Raw genomic sequence first — 17,190 nt, forward strand, 5'->3', positions numbered from 1 at the left:
GATTTTCCCATAACTTGCGCGTGCATCGCTTAACGACGCGTCAGGTTGCGCGGATAATCGGGCGCAAGGCGCGTGGCACCGGCCCGCGCCGCTCGATCCAGGAGGACCCAACGTGCCGCAACGACATCCGCAACCCGCCCATCCGGCCGACGGCATCTACTTCGGGCTGATGTCGGGAACCAGCATGGACGGCGTCGACGGCGTCGCCGTGCGTTTCGAGACCGGCCGCGCGCCGGTCGTGCTCGCGGAAGCGTTCGTCGGCTTCGCCCAATCGCTGCGCGACGCGCTGTTCGCGCTGCAGCAGCCCGGCGACAACGAGATCGACCGCGAATCGGTCGCGGCGAATGCGCTCGTCGCGCGCTACGCGGTGTGCTGTCACGAGCTGCAGCGCACGGCCGGCCTGTCGCGCGACGAGATCCGCGCGATCGGCGTGCACGGCCAGACGGTCCGGCACCGTCCCGAGCGCGGCTACACGCGCCAGCTCAACAATCCGGCGCTGCTCGCCGAACTCACCCATCTCGACGTGATCGCCGATTTCCGCAGCCGCGACGTCGCGGCCGGCGGCCACGGCGCGCCGCTCGCGCCGGCGTTCCACGCGACGGTGTTCGGCGCGCCGGGCGAGACGCGGGTCGTCTGCAACCTCGGCGGCATCAGCAACATCACGATCCTGCCCGGCGAAGGCGGCGACGTGCGCGGCTTCGACTGCGGGCCCGCGAACGCGTTGCTCGACGAATGGGCGACGCGCCATCTCGGCAAGCCCTACGACGACGGCGGCAAGTTCGCCGCGCGCGGTACCGTGCACGCGGCGCTGCTCGACGCGCTGCTCGACGAACCCTACTTCGTCGCGCCGCCGCCGAAAAGCACCGGCCGCGACCTGTTCAATCCCGCGTGGCTCGACGCGAAGCTCGCCGCGTTCGCGCAGGTCGCACCGGAAGACGTGCAGGCGACGCTGACGGCACTCACCGCCGTCTCGGTCGCGCGCGAGATCGCCCGGCACGCGGCCGGCTGCAAGGCCGTGTTCGTCTGCGGCGGCGGCGCCCGCAACCCGGTGCTGCTCGATGCGCTCCGGCATGCACTGCACGAGGCCGGCGTGCCGGCGACGGTAGAGACGACGGCCGCGCTCGGCGTGCCGCCGCAGCAGGTCGAGGCGCTCGCGTTCGCGTGGCTCGCGTACCGCTTCACCGCGCGCCAGCCCGGCAATCTCGCGAGCGTGACGGGGGCCGCGGGCGAGCGCGTGCTCGGCGCACTTTATCCGCGCTGATACGAGAAAACGACGAAACGAGCGGGAGCCCCGATGCGGCGCGTCCGGGACGCGCCGACAGGCCACCCGCGCGGTTCGTCGCGTACAACGGACGCAAAAAAAACGGGGCATCAAGCCCCGTTTTTCATTCCGGCGAACCGGACAGGATCCGTCGTGCGTTCAGACCGAGAACGACGAGCCGCACCCGCAGGTGGTCGTGGCGTTCGGGTTCTTGATCACGAACTGGGCACCGTTGAGGTCGTCCTTGTAGTCGATCTCGGCGCCGACCAGGTACTGGTAGCTCATCGAGTCGATCAGGAGCTGGACGCCGTTCTTGTTCATCACGGTGTCGTCCTCGTTGACTTCCTCGTCGAACGTGAAGCCATACTGGAAGCCCGAGCAGCCGCCACCCTGCACGAACACGCGCAGCTTCAGGTCGGGATTGCCCTCTTCGTCGATCAGTTGCTTGACCTTGTCGGCCGCGGCGTCGGTGAAGACGAACGGTGCCGGCATTTCGGTGGTCGTTGCTGCGGATTCGGTAACAGCGTTCATGCGAACTCTCCAAAAAGCTTTAGCCGCTATTGTAGGGCCGATCAGAAGATCGTGCTGATGTCCATGAAATCAATAGGTTCTTGTTGATTTCAGTAAAGGAAACCGCCCGCGGGGCGCCGCCGCGCGGGCATAAAAAAACCGCCAGCGCGAAAACTGGCGGTTTTTCCGGCGGACGCCGCCCGGAAGCGGCGCGGCCATGAAGCGGAATTAACGCTTCGAGAACTGCTTTGCGCGACGTGCCTTGCGCAGACCAACCTTCTTACGCTCGACTTCACGTGCATCGCGCGTGACGAAGCCTGCGTTCGACAGCGACGGCTTCAGCGTTGCATCGTAGTCGATCAGCGCGCGGGTGATGCCGTGACGCACTGCGCCTGCCTGACCCGTTTCGCCGCCGCCGTTGACGTTGACCTTGATGTCGAACGTCTGGCCGTGGTTCGTGAGTTCCAGCGGTTGACGCACGATCATCAGCGACGTTTCACGCGAGAAGTAGTCGGCGATGGGCTTGCCGTTGACGATGATGTCGCCCTTGCCAGCCTTGATGAAGACACGTGCGACTGCGCTCTTGCGGCGGCCCGTACCGTAGTTCCAGTTACCGATCATGTGGGCTCCCCTTAGATCTCGAGCGCCTTCGGCTGTTGAGCCGAATGCGGATGCGTAGCTTCAGCGTAGACCTTCAGCTTCTTGATCATCGCGTAGCCGAGCGGGCCCTTCGGCAGCATGCCCTTGACCGCCTTCTCGAGCGCACGGCCCGGGAAGCGTTCTTGCATCTTGCCGAACGTCGTTTCATAGATACCGCCCGGGTAGCCCGAGTGACGGTAGTACTTCTTGTCCAGAGTCTTGTTGCCCGTGACCTTCAACTTGCTCGCGTTGATGATGATGATGAAATCACCAGTGTCGACGTGCGGGGTGAACTCAGGCTTGTGCTTGCCGCGCAGACGGCGTGCCACTTCGCTGGCAACACGGCCGAGAACCTTATCCGTCGCGTCAATCACGTACCATTCGCGCGTCACCTCATGGGCTTTTGCGGAAAACGTCTTCATGATCGATCCAAAAAAAATGCTTTGCCCGATGTGTTCTTCCTGCTTGTCTGTGTGCGCTTCGAGGCGCGGTGCAGGCTCTCCCTGTTCTTTTTCCGTGGGCATGAATGCGGAAAAGCCCTGAATTATAAAGGAAATACCGCAGCGCGGTCAAAGAGAATCCACGCCCCGTGCCGGCGGCGCCCGAAATGGGCCAAAATCCGGTCGTGCCCCGATACACCAGGCGAACCGAGCGCCTGGGGCGGCACCCATCGACGCGCGGCACCTGACCTGGCCGCGCCAGACCGGCCGATCACGGAAAACAACAAACAAGCATGATGAAACAACGACTTACGCCCTTTCTCGCGGCCGCGTTGCTGGCCGCCGCGGCGCCCGCCGTCGCCGCCCGGGCCGGCTGCGAGGCCAAGCTCGACGCTCTCGACGCCCGCATCGCCGACGCCCGCCACGCCCATGCCGAAGATCGCATCGCCCGCCTGCGCGCGGTGCGCGAACGCGTGCGCCACTTCTGCGCGCGCGGTCATGGCCATGCATCGGCCGCACACGTTCCGCCCCCTGCCGCCCGTTCGACGGACACGCCGCCCGGCGCGGCATCGCAGCCAGCCGCGCGGCGGCCGGCGTAAACGGGAGTCAATGACGGATATCGACGCGCGCAAACTGCGCGCCGATGCTTGCATGGGACGAAAAAAAGCCCGAACGGCTGGTTCGGGCTTAATCCACCTTAGGAGGAGGGTGGAGGAGACATGCGGAGGTTGCCGCAGCGCGACAACCAATGAGGCTGATTATACGAACGCGTCGCCGACTTCACAAGAAAATTTGCATTACGAAATGCAACACCATAATGCGGAATCCGGTGAGCCTCACGCGATGAATGGATTTTCCCTTTTAAAATCAATCGACTGGGAAGAAAGCGCGCAGCAGGAAGCCCGCCACGCCTAGAGTAAAACCCCTAAAGACAGCAGGGAAATCGCCGTTCGGCGCCCCGCCGGGCGCCGCACGCGGCGGCATGGCGTGGCGCGTCGTGCAGCGCATCAGCCGAGCGAAGCGCTGCGGGCTACAATGCCGGATCGAATCCGAATCAGGCAACGCTGGAGTGCAAGCATGGAATGCAAAGTAAGCTGGATGGGTCAGGACGGCATGGCGTTTTCCGCCCAGACCGGAAGCGGGCACCTCGTCGCGATGGACGGCGCGCCGGAAGGCGGCGGCCACAACCTCGCGCCGCGCCCGATGGAAATGGTGCTGGTCGGCACCGGCGGCTGCACCGCGTACGACGTCGTGCTGATCCTGAAGAAGAGCCGCCAGGAAGTCACCGGCTGCTCGGTCACGCTGAAGGCCGAACGCGCGAGCGAAGATCCGAAAGTGTTCACGAAGGTCCACTTCCACTTCACCGTCACCGGCCGCAACCTGAACCCGGCCACGGTCGAGCGCGCGATCAACCTGTCGCACGACAAGTACTGCTCCGCGTCGATCATGATCGCGAAGACCGCCGAACTCACGCATTCGTTCGACATCGTCGCCGACTGAACGCACGGCAGCCACGCATGAAAAAAGGGCCGGCGCTCCTGACGGAGCGCCGGCCCTTTCGCATTCGAACGGCAAAGCAGGCCGATAAGCCGGATTCTGTGCACGCTGCACGCCGAAGCGCGCGGCGCGTGGCAGCCATTCCTCTAGGCGCGCCATTGCTGACGCGCTCAAGCTTCCTACCCGCAGACGAGACGGGGGCCCCGTCCTGCATCCGAAAATGCGCGCCTGCCTACTTGGAATTGCTCCGGGTGGAGGTTACCGTGCCGGCGAACGTCGCCGTCGCCGCGGTGCGCTCTTACCGCACCGTTTCACCCTTACCTGATCCCGGCTTGCGCCGGGCCATCGGCGGTTTGCTTTCTGTTGCCCTGTTCCGCGTGTCGCCACGGATGGCCGTTAGCCATCACCCTGCCCTGTGGAGTCCGGACTTTCCTCGCCCCCGCCAGCCCGAAGGCGGCGAGGCCGCGACTGCCTGGCCTGCTTTGCGTCGCGCATTCTAGCACTGTGCGCCGCCGCCGGCAGCGCGCGAGCGGCGGCCGCTGCGGAAAACCGCCGGATCGTCGTAGAACGCGGGCGCGGCATTCGCTTCGCACCAGCCCGGCACGCCGAGCACCGGCAGCGGCGCGAAATCGCGGCTCGTCAGGTCGCGGGTCGCCAGTTCACCGGCGATCCGCGCATCGACATGCGCGGCACGCTGCACGTCGGGCCACGAAAAATAGTCGTCGCCCACTTCGACGATCCATGCGTGCGCGGTGCACGACTTGTAGGGCGCAACGAGCTTCTCGAGTAGCGCATGGCCGACGAGCCGCGCCTCGCAGCGCGTGCCCCACGCGTCGCGCGCCGCCACCAGCAGCTGCTGCCAGCTGAAGCCGCGCAGCGCGTCGGCGAGCGTGCGGTCGGCCGTCACGAACAGCGCGGCATTTTCGTCGAACAGCGTCAGCGCATCGCGCAGCGTGCCGCGCACCGGCCCGACGCCGCCCGCGGCATCGATCGCCACGGCCTGGCGTGCGTTCAGCGCGGCCTTGGTGCGCGGATACGCGAACCAGACGAGCGCATTGAAGAAGTCGTGAAGATTGTGGCGGGTCGGGACGCCGCCGGTCGCGGCGATATGGGTTTCGTATGCGATGCCGGGCGGCAGCTCGGCCTGCGGCACGAAGCGCAGCGGCTTGCCGCGGCCGCTGACTCGGGCATCACCGCGCATTGCGCCGTTCAGTGCGTCGAGCAGCGCGGCCTCGCCGGCGAGCGCGGCCGCCTGAAGCGTGCGGCCCGGTGCCGCGTAACGCGCGAGCCACGGCGCGGACCAGTCGATCCGCGCGAACGCCGCCGCGCCGCCGCCGGCCGCGTGGCCGGCCGCGCGCGGCGGCGTGCCGGTCACGCGAACTTCCAGCCGATCGATTCGCCGGCGCGCAGCGGCACGACCGGCGTATCGCCCGCGAACACCTCGCGCGGCAGTTCCCAGGTCTCGCGGCGCAGCGTGATCGTCTCGGTGCTGTGCGGCAGCCCGTAGAAATCGGCGCCGAAGCGGCTGGCGAAATTTTCCAGCTTGTCGAGCGCGCCCGCCTTGTCGAACGCTTCCGCATACAGCTCGAGCGCGTGCAGCGCCGTGTAGCAGCCCGCGCAGCCGCACGCGGTTTCCTTCGCGTCGCGCGCGTGCGGCGCGCTGTCGGTGCCGAGGAAGAAGCGCGGGTTGCCCGACGTCGCGGCTTCGACGAGCGCGACGCGGTGCGTTTCACGCTTCAGCACCGGCAGGCAGTAGTAATGCGGGCGGATCCCGCCGACGAACAGCGCGTTGCGGCTGTACAGCATGTGCTGCGGCGTGATCGTCGCGCCGAGCAGGCCCGGCGCCGCATCGGCGTCGCGCACGTAGTCGGCCGCGTCCTTCGTGGTGATGTGCTCGAACACCACCTTCAGGCCGGGGAAATCGCGGCGCAGCGGCGTCATCACGCGGTCGATGAACACCTTCTCGCGATCGAACATGTCGATCGCCGGATCGGTCACCTCGCCGTGCACGAGCAGCGGCATGCCGGTTTCCTGCATGACCTCGAGCGTCTTCGCGCACTTCGCGAGATCGCTGACGCCGTGGTCGGAGTTCGTCGTCGCGCCGGCCGGATACAGCTTCACGCCGTGCACGAAGCCGCTGTCGCGCGCGCGGCGGATTTCGTCGGGCGACGTGTTGTCAGTCAGGTACAGCGTCATCAGCGGCTCGAACGCCATGCCCGCCGGCAGCGCGGCCAGGATTCGCTCGCGATAGGCCTGCGCTTGCGCGGTGGTCGTGACGGGCGGCTTCAGGTTCGGCATGACGATCGCGCGGGCGAACTGGCGCGCCGTGTGCGGCAGCACCGCGGCCAGCATGTCGCCGTCGCGCAGGTGCAGGTGCAGGTCGTCGGGACGGGCGAGCGTGAGCGTCGCCGGAGAGGAAGCGTTCGAGGCAGTCATAGGAGGCGTCGTGAGGAACGGGCTGGCCATCTGCGGGGCCGGAACGCGCGTGTGCGGGCCGACTGACGGCAAACCGCAACACGGGGCCTTCGGCCGGCGGAATCCGCTTTTTACCGCTCAAGGCTCGGTGATATGCTAGAAGCCACATTGTACCGGGGTTCACCCGGTTGGTTACCCTGCTTCCGCCCCCGCCCCAAGTAAAATGTGCCAACTCCTAGGAATGAACTGCGCCGCGCCGACGGACGTCACATTCTCCTTCACAGGTTTCGCGGCCCGGGGCGGCCTCACCGATCACCATGCCGACGGCTGGGGGATCGCGTTCTTCGAGGACAAGGCCTGTCGCCTCTTCGTCGACCACCAGGCGTCGGCCACGTCGCCGCTCGCCGAAATGGTCAAGCGCTACCCGATCAAGTCCAAGAACACGATCGCGCACATCCGCAAGGCCACGCAAGGCCACATCCTGCTCGAGAACAGCCACCCGTTCATGCGCGAGCTGTGGGGGCGGCACTGGATCTTCGCGCATAACGGCGATCTGCAGGAGTACGAACCCGATCTCGACGGCAGCGTCTACCACCCGGTCGGCACCACCGACAGCGAGAAGGCGTTCTGCGTGCTGATGCAGGGGCTGCGCGAAGCGTTCCCCGGCGCGCAGCCGCCGTTGCCGGAGCTGTTCGAGCGCGTCGGCGAGCTGACGCGCGACATCACCGATCACGGCGTGTTCAACTTCCTGATGTCGAACGGCCAGGCCCTCTTCGCGCACTGCTCGACGCGGCTGCACTACCTCGTGCGGCGCTGGCCGTTCTCGACCGCGCATCTGGTCGACGAAGACCTGTCGATCGACTTCGCGAAATACACGACGCCCGAGGATCGCGTCGCGGTGATCGCCACGCAGCCGCTGACCGACAACGAAATCTGGACCTCGTTCGAACCGGGCGAGCTGATCATGTTCCAGTGCGGCGACGTCGCCGCGCGGATGCAGATTCCGGTGCCCGAGTGCGTGCTCGAGAAACTGCGCAACCCGGCGCTCGACGCGTCGGCGTCCGCGCCGTGCGGTACGCAGCACGCCGCACTCGCGGCCGGCGCCGACGGCGATTCCGAGGACTCGATCGATTTCTGAGCGCGCCGCGCCGCCGCCGGGCGCGCCCTTCGTGCGTTGCGCTGTTCCGCCAGCGTCGCGGCCCGGCGAACCCGCGTCATGGTCGGATCGTCGAACCACGCATCCGGCGCCCGGCATCCGCCGATGATTGCCCGCATTGAAAATCTCCCCCGACAACTCCATTCAGGCTGCCCTTTCAAGCACGCGTGCGTCGCCACACGACATTCACTTTTATTTAATTAATTTTCAAGTGAAAATGATTAACCGTCGAAACAAATAAAACAAGACATTCTAAACCGGACAATCCGCAAGCCTCAGCTTAAAGCAAAATCCCCACGCCTATCGTGCGCCAGCCTACCGAACCGGCGCTTCCACCTGTTCTATAAAAAATCCACCAAGCCCTTACCCACAAAGGCTTTCAGTTCGATTACCCACACAACTCAGAAATACCACTCAATACCGTTACCATCCCCACATTTCCTGATTTTTTTGAAAATCGCCCGCCCCGCCAATTAGTAGACTCGCTCCATCTTCGGTGTAACGAAACCCGACCGGCGCGTCATGCAGCCACGGCTGCCGCATGTCCATTCGCGTCACGCGGCACCGTGGAATGCGCATTCGCCGCATGCGGCGAATAACACGTCAAAACAAGAAAGAGGGCATGTCGTGAATCACTCATTTCGATCGATCTGGAGCGACGCCGCCGGCTGCTGGGTCGCGGTCGCGGAAACGACACGGGCGCGCGGCAAGCGTTCAGGCCGCGAATCGGGCGCAAGCACCCGCGCCGGCCGCACGGCGATCCGCCGCTCGCCGCTGCGCGTCGCCGCGCTCGGTGCCGCGCTGGTCGCGCTGTCGGCCGGCTCCGCGTACGGGTCGAGCTGCGGCGACGGTTCGGCAGTCGCGAGCGGCGGCAGCTGCGCGCTGGGCAGCGTCAGCCCGACCGTGAACGACAACCTGGCCGGCGCCGCGACCGTGTCCGGCGGCGACGCGGTCGGCGTGACGGGCGCATGGACGGCGCAGAACAGCGGCGACGCAGGCTACACGCGCATCCCGTTCGGCACGACGACGATCGTGTCGGGAAATCCGGATCAGCCGCTGGTGTCGCTCGGCGGCAAGACGCAAAACATCGGCACGCCCGACACGATCACGGGCACCCATACGTCGGTCGCCACCTACGACTCGTCCGCGTTCTCCGCGTCGACGGTCGGCACGACCGACGTGCCCGTCTACCGCGACGTCAACGGCGACCAGTACGTGAACACGCGGATCGGCACCGTCGACCGTTCCGGCGGCACGCTGAACGTGTCGATCGGCAATCCCGCCAACGCGCCCGGCTCGGCCGGCAACGCAATCACGATGGCCGCGAAGCAGACGGACCTCACCGTCGCGGACGGGACGGGCGCCACCCCGAGCGTCGTCAACTGGAATTCACGCAACCAGGTCTGGTTCACCACCGGCGACTACCTCGCGAGCGGCGGCTCCGTCGGCAACCTCCAGCTCGACGTGCCGGCCTATGCGGGCACCTTCACCGCGTTCGACGGCAGCACGTGGACCGTCAGCGACGCCGCGTCGCTCGCCGCCTACAACGACTTCCTCGTGCGTTCGGTCCGGAGCGGCGCGCTCGGCTCGCAGGCCGCGTACGACACCGCGTTCGGCCAGGCCGTCACGTTCTCGAAGGAGACCTTCCAGTACGCGAACAGCGTGTCCGCCGGCGACAAGAACACGCTGCCGATCGATCACCTGTCGGCAATGCACGGCACCGGCGCGAACGCGACGCTGCAGATCGGCAAGGACGGCCAGATCGACTTCCGCGGCACCAACACGATCGCATCGAGTTCGGCCGTCCTCGCGGAAAACGGCGCGCACTTCGTCAACGACGGCAGCCTGTCGGGTGATTTCACGCTGGTGCGCCTGCTGAGCGGCGCGAGCGGCGTCAACAATGGCGTGATCTCGTCCGGCTACGCGTCCGGCGACAATTTCGACACGAGCAGCGGCACGCCGCCCGACAACTTCGGGTTCCATGCGTACACCGAGGGCAACGGCGTGTACGCGAACGGCTCGGGCACCTCGTTCGTCAACCACGGCGTGATGAACGTCGGCGCATGGACGCTCGCCGGCGACCGCCCCGACCTGCAGAACTACGCGGTGGCCGTGACGGGCGGCGCGAACGCGTCGAACGCCGGTACGATCAACGTCGGCGTCAACGCGACGACGCTCGACAGCCAGGTGATCGGCGGCTTCGCGGCGGGCGGCACCTTCACGAACGCGGCCGGCGGCACGATCTATCTCGGCCGCGCGGCCCAGTACGGGCCGGGGGCGGCGGCGAACGACGTCGCGCTGTCCGCGCATGCGTACGGGATCCTGCTCGGCGCGTCGGGCACCGCCAGCAACCTCGGCTCGATCGTGATCGGCTCGCAGACGCAGAACGGCGCCGGGATGGCGAGCATCGGCTCGTCGTCCGGCACGCTGCGCAACGCGGGCACGATCGTCGTGAACGGCGCGGCGCCCGGCACGCCGTTCGCCAACGTCGGCATGCTCGCGGCCAACACGGCCGCGACCGTGACCAACACCGGCACGATCACGCTGAACGGCGTGAACGGCATCGGCATCATGGTGGTCGGCACCGGCTCGACCCCGACGGCCGCAACGTCGACCGGCACGATCAACGTGGCCGGCGGGCTCGATCCGGCATCGGACACGCGCAACTACGGCGTGTGGGCCGAAGGGCCGCGCGCGAAGGCCACGGTCGACGGCGCGCTCAACCTGACGGGTACTGGCGCGATCGGCGTCCATGCGCGCTCGGGCGCGACGATCAACGTCGACGCGAACGCGGTGCCCCACTTCATGTCGGGTACGAACCAGATCGGCTTCTATGCGTATGGCGCAGGCTCGAAGATCAATGTCGCCGCGCAGCACCTGAGCGTCGATACCGACGATTCGACCCTGTTCCGCATGGCGGGCGGCGCGGCCTATACGGGAGCATCGGCCGCCGGCACGCTGACGACGGACGTCAACGGCCAGCGCGCGCGCGGCGTGCTCGCGACCGGTGCCGGCACGACGCTGTCCACCGGCCACGCCACCTACAACGTCAACGGCGCGAACGGCATCGCGGTAGCAGTCGAAGGCGGCGCGAAGGGCACGATCGACTCGGGCGCGACCATCAACCTGAATGCGGCCGGCGCGATCGCGGGCGTCGTCGACGGCCAGGCGCACGACCTCGCCAGCGCGAATGCCGGCGCGCCGGTCGCGACGACGCTGACCAACGATGCCGCGGTCACCTCGTCGACCGCTGGCGTGACGGGTTTCGTCGCGCAGAACCTCGGCACGCTCGATAACCGCGACACGGTGCTGCTGAGCGGCGCAGGCTCGACGGGCGTCGTGGTCGGCACGCTCGGCACCGTGAACAACGCGTCGGCGATCCGCGTGGCCAACGGCACCGGCGCGCTCGTGCAGGGCGCGTCGGCGACGCTCGCCAACGCGGGCACGATCGAGGCCGACGACGGCGTCGCGGGCGTGCACCTGACCGGCACGGGTGCGTCGGTCGCGCTGTCGGGCGCGGGCACCGTCGTCGCGAACGGCAGCGCCGACGGCGTGCTGATCGACTCGACCGTCTCGAACGGCGGGATCGCGGCCGGCGCGACGTCGATCGCGGCGGGCGGAGCCGGCAAGGGTATCGACAACCTCGGCACGAACACGACGATCGCGCTGTCGGGCACGCAGATCGGCACGACCGGCAATGGCGCCGACGGGCTGTCGTCGACGGGCACGGGCGCGCGCATCGCGACCGACGCGGCGACCGTCGTACGCACCGCCGGCGACAACGCACGCGGCCTCTTCGTGACGGGCGCGGATTCGACGCTCGCGGCCGACGGCACGACCGTCGCGACGACCGGCGCCGGCGCGCATGCGATCGTCGCGGGCAGCGGCGCGACCGTGTGGCTGTCGGGCACGAAGGTCTCTGCGGCGGGCGCGGCAGCCGACGGTCTCGTCGCCCACAACGGCGGCCGTATCGGCGACACGGGTTCGTCGCTCGCGAGCGCGGCCGGCAACGGCGCGACCGTCGACGGCGGCGGCGTGCTCGCGCTGACGGGCACGACGCTCAAGGGCGCGACGGCCGGCGTCATGAGCACGGACACGCTCGCGACCGGCGCGACGAGCTCGGTGCGCGTCGACGGCGGCAGCGTCGCGTCCGTCGCCGGGCCGGCGTTCGCCGCACGCGGCGGCAGCGTCGACATCGCGGTGCGCAACGGCACCGTCGTGACGGCCGGCAACGGCACGCTGCTTGACCTCGCGAACGGCAGCACCGCGACCTTCAACGCATCGGCCGTGAATCTCGCCGGCGACATCGTGTCGGACGCGTCGAGCACCGGCAACGTGTTCCTGACGAACGGCACGACCCTGACCGGCACGATCGACCCGGTCGCGCTGAGCGTCGACGGCTCGAGCACGTGGCACATGACCGGCAGCTCCGTGCTGAGCAGCCTGAACAACGCGGGCCTGGTCGCGTTCGCCGCGCCGTCCGGTTCACCGACGGCCGCCGGCAGCTACCGGACGCTGACGACCGGCAGTTACGTCGGCAACGGCGGCACGATCGCGCTGAACACCTACCTCGGCGCCGACGCATCGCCGACCGACCGGCTGATCGTGAACGGCGGCACCGCGAGCGGCACGACCGGGCTGAAAATCGCGAACACGGCCGGCACCGGCGCGCAGACGACGGGCGACGGGATTCCGGTGGTCGTCACGGCCAATGGCGGCACGACGACCGCGTCGGCGTTCCATCTCGCGGGCCCCGTACAGGCCGGCGCGTACGAATACCGTCTCTACCGCGGCGGACAGGGCGATGCGAACGGCTGGTACCTGCGCTCGCAACTGGACCCGACGGACCCCGGCGATCCGGTCGGCCCGTCCGTCATCGAGGGCGGCGACAACGGCGGCAATCTCGCGTACCGTCCTGGCGTCGCGGGTTATGCGATGACGCCGCTGCTGAACGCCGACTACGGCTTCTCGACGCTTGGCAAGCTGCACGAGCGCGTCGGCGACATCTACAACCTCGAGAAGCAGGCGCCGGGCAACCGCGACGGCGTGTGGGGCCGCATCGGCGGACAGAGCCTCGACGCGAACGCGGGCCGCTTCGCGGCCGACGAGCGCACGTTCTTCGCGCAGTTCGGCAAGGACTGGACGCTCGACCAGGCGCCCGCCGGCGGCAGCACGCATGCGGGCGTGACGGCGAGCATCGGCGTCGCGAACGCGAGCTTCAGCGACACGGCACGCGCCGACGCGGCCGGGCTGTCGACGTCGACGGGCTCGGTCGAGATGCACGCGCAGAGCGTCGGCGGCTACTGGACGCGCTACCTGTCCGACGGCACCTACTTCGACAGCGTCGGCCAGGTCACGCACTACGGCAACCGCTATCGCGACAGCTACGGCAACGAGGCCTCGCAGAACGGCTTCGGCATCGCGCTGTCGCAGGAGGTCGGCAAGTCGTTCGGGATCGGCGGCACGCCGATCGCGGTCGAGCCGCAGGCGCAGCTGATGTACCAGTACCTGAAGCTGAACGGGTTCAACGACAACGTATCGGCCGTGTCGGGCACGACGACCCACGCGCTGCGCGGACGCGTCGGCGTGCGCGTCTTCCGGCCGAACCTCGACGCGAACGCGGGCGGCGGCGCCGCGACACCGTACTTCACGGCCGACGTGCTGCACGACTTCCTGTCGCCGGGCCAGACCGTCGTCGGCGGCACGCCGTTCGCGACACACCTGGGCCGCACCTGGTACGAGCTCGGCCTCGGCGTGACCGCGGGCTTCGGCAAGTCGGGCGCGTTGTACGCGAACGTGAAATATGCGCGCAACATCGGCGGCGATTACCGGCGCGGCGTGACCGGGCAGGTCGGCTACCGCTACAGCTGGTAACGCCCGACGCGACGCCCCGTCCACTGCCATCGGCGGGCGACGGGCAGCCCGCGAAAAAAACCGCCCGGTGTTCAGCCGGGCGGTTTTTTTCATCGGCGTGCATGCGGCACACGCGCTGCACGAACGCTCAGTGCAGGATTTTCGCGAGGAAGTCCTTCGCGCGATCCGACTTCGGATTCGAGAAGAAATCGTCCTTGCGGTCGTCCTCGACGATCGCGCCCTTGTCCATGAAGATCACGCGATGCGCGACCTTCTTCGCGAAGCCCATCTCGTGCGTGACGACCATCATCGTCATGCCTTCCTGCGCGAGTTCGACCATCACGTCGAGCACTTCGTTGATCATCTCGGGATCGAGCGCGGACGTCGGCTCGTCGAACAGCATCGCGATCGGGTCCATCGACAGCGCGCGCGCGATCGCGACCCGCTGCTGCTGGCCGCCCGACAGCTGGCCCGGAAACTTGTGCGCATGCGCCTTCAGGCCGACGCGATCGAGCAGCTTCATGCCCTTCTCGGCCGCTTCGTCCTTGCCGCGGCCGAGCACCTTGACCTGCGCGAGCGTCAGGTTCTCGGTGATCGACAGGTGCGGGAACAGCTCGAAATGCTGGAACACCATCCCGACCTTCGAGCGCAGCTTCGACAGGTTCGTCTTCTTGTCGCCGACCGACTGGCCGTTCACGAGGATCTCGCCCTGCTGGAACGGCTCGAGGCCGTTCACGGTCTTGATCAGCGTCGACTTGCCCGAGCCGGACGGGCCGCACACGACCACCACCTCACCCTTCTTGACCTCGGTCGTGCAATCGGTGAGGACCTGAAACTGGCCGTACCACTTGGAAACGTTCTTGATGGAAATCATCTTGTGACCTTTTTCTGGAGACCTTTGACGAGGGCAGACGCCACCGAGCAAACCACGAAATAGCATGCGCCCGCGAACAGGACCATCTCGACGGTCGTGCCGTCGCGATCGCCGACGTTGGCGGCCGTGCGGAAGAAGTCCGCGAGACTGATCACGTACACGAGCGACGTATCCTGGAACAGGACGATCGCCTGCGTGAGCAGCAGCGGCACCATCGCGCGGAACGCCTGCGGCAGGATCACGAGGCGCATCGCCTGCGCGTAGTTCATGCCGAGCGCGAACGCGGCGTTGACCTGCCCGCGCGGCACCGCCTGGATGCCGGCGCGGATGATCTCGGAATAATACGCGGCTTCGAACAGCGAGAACGCGACCATCGCCGACGCGAGGCGAATGTCGATCGTCGGCGACAGCCCGAGCACGCCCTGCAGCACCTGCGGCACGATCAGGAAGAACCACAGCAGCACCATCACGAGCGGGATCGAGCGGAACACCGTCACGTACGCCTTCGCGAACCACGCGAGCGGCTTCACGCCCGACAGCCGCAGCAGCGCGAGCAACGTGCCCCAGACGATGCCGACGACGATCGCGATCAGCGTGATCTTGAACGTGACGATCGCCCCCGTCCACAGCGTCGGTATTGCGCCGGGAATACTACTCCAGTCGAACTGATGCATCACTTGCCTCCGATGTAGCCGGGCAGCCGCGTGCGGCCTTCGATCCAGCGCATGAACGCCATCACGACGAGGTTGATGATCACGTACGCGAGCGTGACCGCGATGAACGACTCGTAGGTCTGCGCGGTGTAGTCGACGAGCTGGCGCGCCTGCGCGGACAGGTCGAGCAGGCCGATCGTCGACGCGACCGCCGAGTTCTTGAAGATGTTCAGGAACTCGGACGTGAGCGGCGGCACGATGATCCGGTACGCAACCGGCAGCAGCACGTAGCGGTACGTCTGCCATTGCGTGAAGCCCATCGCGAGGCCGGCCGCGCGCTGGCCCTTCGGCAGCGCGTTGATCCCCGAGCGCACCTGTTCGCACACGCGCGCGCCCGTAAACAGGCCGAGACAGATGATCGACGAGGTGAAGAACTGCGTGGTCGGCGGCAACTGCTTGATCCAGGTGCCGATCGATGCGGGCAGCAACTCGGGCACGACGAGGTACCAGATGAAGAACTGCACGATCAGCGGGATGTTCCGGAAGATCGACACGTACACGGTGCCGATCGCGGACAGCCATTTGTTCGGCACCGTGCGCAGCACGCCGAACAGCGAGCCGACGATCAGCGCGATGACCCAGGCGACGAGCGACACCTCGATCGTCACCCAGAAGCCGGACATCAGCCATCCGAAATAAGTCGTCGGCTCGCCGGTCGAGACGGGGCTCAGGAAGACGCCCCAGTTCCAGTGGTAAGACATGGGCAAGACTCCAGCAAAAAGAAACGGAAGAAGCGTGGCCTCTTCCGTTTCAGTAGCGTCATTTCTGCGTCAACGGCCGCGTGGTCAGTCGAGCGCCTTGTCGTTCGGGTTCGCGTACAGCTTCTTCATCGAATCGGACAGCGGGAAGTTCAGGTTCAGCCCCTTCGGCGGGATCGGGTTCTCGAACCACTTCGCGTAGATCTTCGCGGCTTCGCCCGACTTCTCGACTTGCGAGATCGCGTCGTCGACGACCTTCTTGAAGTCCGCATCGCCCTTGCGCATCATGCAGCCGTACGCCTCTTCCGACTGCGGCGTGCCGACGATCACCCATTCGCCCGGCTGCTTCGCCTTCGCGCGCTCGCCCGCGAGCAGCGCGTCGTCCATCATGAACGCGACCGCGCGGCCCGACTCGAGCGTGTTGAACGAGTCGCCGTGATCCTTCGCGCTGATGATGTTCATGCCCAGCTGCTTGTCGTTGTTCATCTTGCGCAGCAGGCGCTCGGACGTCGTGCCGGCGGTGGTCACGACCGTCTTGCCCTTCAGGTCGGCGAAGTCCTTCACGCCCGAATCCTTCTTCGTCATCAGGCGCGTGCCGATCACGAAGATCGTGTCGGAGAATGCGGCCTGCTGCTGACGCTCCAGGTTGTTGGTCGTCGAGCCGCACTCGATGTCGACCGTGCCGTTCTGCACGAGCGGGATGCGGTTCTGCGACGTGACCGGGATGTTCTTGACCTGCAGGTTCGGCAGGTTCAGCTTTTTCTTCACCGCGTCCACGACCTTCAACTGGAATTCGCGCGAATAGCCGACGACCTGCTGGTTCTGGTCATAGTAGGAGAACGGAATCGACGATTCGCGGTGGCCCAGCGCGATCACGCCCGTGTCCTTGATCTTCTTCAGCGTGCCGGTCTCCTGTGCGTGCGCGCCGCTCGCGAACGCGCACAGCGCCGCGACCATCAGGACTGCCTTGTGGTATTTCATTTTGGTCATCTCCTTGGCTAAAACCCGCGCCAGTGTATCAAAGTAATATTTTTGAAAGTACTGGTTGTTAACCGCACTACGAATCGCGCTGTGCGAAGCCGTCCTCCCGGCTCCGGGCGCCCGTTTCGGCACCTGAATGCGCGCGCGGGCGAT

The 17,190-nt window shown here is 66.9% G+C and carries 15 protein-coding genes and 1 other RNA gene; 6 read left to right on the forward strand and 10 right to left on the reverse strand.

Annotated elements, in window-relative coordinates:
- Positions 1-112 precede the first annotated feature (112 nt).
- Complete coding sequence (locus PL79_RS29195; RefSeq protein WP_044848286.1) at positions 113-1,261, forward strand: anhydro-N-acetylmuramic acid kinase; 1,149 nt, start codon at positions 113-115, stop codon at positions 1,259-1,261.
- Positions 1,262-1,420: 159 nt separating this feature from the next.
- Here PL79_RS29195 and erpA read toward each other — a convergent pair whose 3' ends face one another.
- The 3 genes from erpA to rplM all read right to left on the reverse strand — a co-directional run bounded on the left by erpA (position 1,421) and on the right by rplM (position 2,832).
- Complete coding sequence (gene erpA / locus PL79_RS29200) at positions 1,421-1,792, reverse strand: iron-sulfur cluster insertion protein ErpA (RefSeq protein ID WP_006401687.1); 372 nt, start codon at positions 1,790-1,792, stop codon at positions 1,421-1,423.
- Between the two features lie 207 nt (positions 1,793-1,999).
- Entirely contained in the window at positions 2,000-2,392 is a 393-nt protein-coding gene (rpsI, locus tag PL79_RS29205; protein ID WP_011883283.1) for a 30S ribosomal protein S9, read from the reverse strand.
- Positions 2,393-2,403: 11 nt separating this feature from the next.
- On the reverse strand, positions 2,404-2,832 hold the full coding sequence (gene rplM / locus PL79_RS29210) for a 50S ribosomal protein L13 (RefSeq protein WP_009687896.1): 429 nt from the start codon (positions 2,830-2,832) through the stop codon (positions 2,404-2,406).
- Between the two features lie 311 nt (positions 2,833-3,143).
- Here rplM and PL79_RS29215 point away from each other — a divergent pair, with 311 nt between their 5' ends.
- From PL79_RS29215 to PL79_RS29225, 3 genes are all read left to right on the forward strand, one after another.
- Positions 3,144-3,449, forward strand: coding sequence for a DUF1090 family protein (locus PL79_RS29215; protein ID WP_044848287.1), 306 nt, complete (start codon positions 3,144-3,146; stop codon positions 3,447-3,449).
- 10 nt (positions 3,450-3,459) lie between these two features.
- Complete coding sequence (locus PL79_RS29220; protein ID WP_135801173.1) at positions 3,460-3,765, forward strand: hypothetical protein; 306 nt, start codon at positions 3,460-3,462, stop codon at positions 3,763-3,765.
- A gap of 120 nt (positions 3,766-3,885) precedes the next feature.
- Entirely contained in the window at positions 3,886-4,350 is a 465-nt protein-coding gene (locus tag PL79_RS29225) for an OsmC family protein (RefSeq protein ID WP_072465471.1), read from the forward strand.
- Positions 4,351-4,419: 69 nt separating this feature from the next.
- On the opposite strand, the gene rnpB is transcribed toward PL79_RS29225, so the two are convergent.
- From rnpB to pyrC, 3 genes are all read right to left on the reverse strand, one after another.
- An RNA gene (rnpB, locus tag PL79_RS29230) (RNase P RNA component class A) lies at positions 4,420-4,831 on the reverse strand.
- A gap of 12 nt (positions 4,832-4,843) precedes the next feature.
- Positions 4,844-5,722 carry a DUF3025 domain-containing protein gene (locus tag PL79_RS29235; RefSeq protein ID WP_044848288.1) on the reverse strand — a complete coding sequence of 293 codons (879 nt, stop codon included), beginning with the start codon at positions 5,720-5,722 and terminating at the stop codon, positions 4,844-4,846.
- Entirely contained in the window at positions 5,719-6,783 is a 1,065-nt protein-coding gene (gene pyrC, locus PL79_RS29240; RefSeq protein WP_044848289.1) for a dihydroorotase, read from the reverse strand. The genes PL79_RS29235 and pyrC overlap by 4 nt, the downstream gene beginning before the upstream one ends.
- A 202-nt stretch (positions 6,784-6,985) precedes the next feature.
- Between pyrC and PL79_RS29245 the strand changes: the two genes are divergently transcribed.
- Positions 6,986-7,900, forward strand: a complete 915-nt coding sequence (locus PL79_RS29245; RefSeq protein WP_044848290.1) for a class II glutamine amidotransferase — start codon at positions 6,986-6,988, stop codon at positions 7,898-7,900.
- Between the two features lie 645 nt (positions 7,901-8,545).
- Positions 8,546-13,792, forward strand: coding sequence for an autotransporter outer membrane beta-barrel domain-containing protein (locus tag PL79_RS29250; protein WP_044848291.1), 5,247 nt, complete (start codon positions 8,546-8,548; stop codon positions 13,790-13,792).
- Positions 13,793-13,919: 127 nt separating this feature from the next.
- On the opposite strand, the gene PL79_RS29255 is transcribed toward PL79_RS29250, so the two are convergent.
- The 4 genes from PL79_RS29255 to PL79_RS29270 all read right to left on the reverse strand — a co-directional run bounded on the left by PL79_RS29255 (position 13,920) and on the right by PL79_RS29270 (position 17,037).
- The gene (locus PL79_RS29255; RefSeq protein WP_044848292.1) at positions 13,920-14,645 is read right to left on the reverse strand and encodes an amino acid ABC transporter ATP-binding protein; all 726 of its coding nucleotides are present in this window, start codon (positions 14,643-14,645) and stop codon (positions 13,920-13,922) included.
- Entirely contained in the window at positions 14,642-15,319 is a 678-nt protein-coding gene (gene gltK, locus PL79_RS29260) for a glutamate/aspartate ABC transporter permease GltK (protein ID WP_044848293.1), read from the reverse strand. Before gltK ends, PL79_RS29255 begins: the two co-directional genes overlap by 4 nt.
- The gene (locus PL79_RS29265; protein WP_044848294.1) at positions 15,319-16,059 is read right to left on the reverse strand and encodes an amino acid ABC transporter permease; all 741 of its coding nucleotides are present in this window, start codon (positions 16,057-16,059) and stop codon (positions 15,319-15,321) included. The genes gltK and PL79_RS29265 overlap by 1 nt, the downstream gene beginning before the upstream one ends.
- Before the next feature lie 84 nt (positions 16,060-16,143).
- Positions 16,144-17,037: a glutamate/aspartate ABC transporter substrate-binding protein gene (locus PL79_RS29270; RefSeq protein ID WP_044848298.1), complete on the reverse strand. Its 894-nt coding sequence runs from the start codon at positions 17,035-17,037 to the stop codon at positions 16,144-16,146.
- Positions 17,038-17,190: the final 153 nt, after the last annotated feature.

Source organism: Burkholderia sp. USMB20, from assembly GCF_000949135.2.
Classification (GTDB): Bacteria; Pseudomonadota; Gammaproteobacteria; order Burkholderiales; family Burkholderiaceae; genus Burkholderia.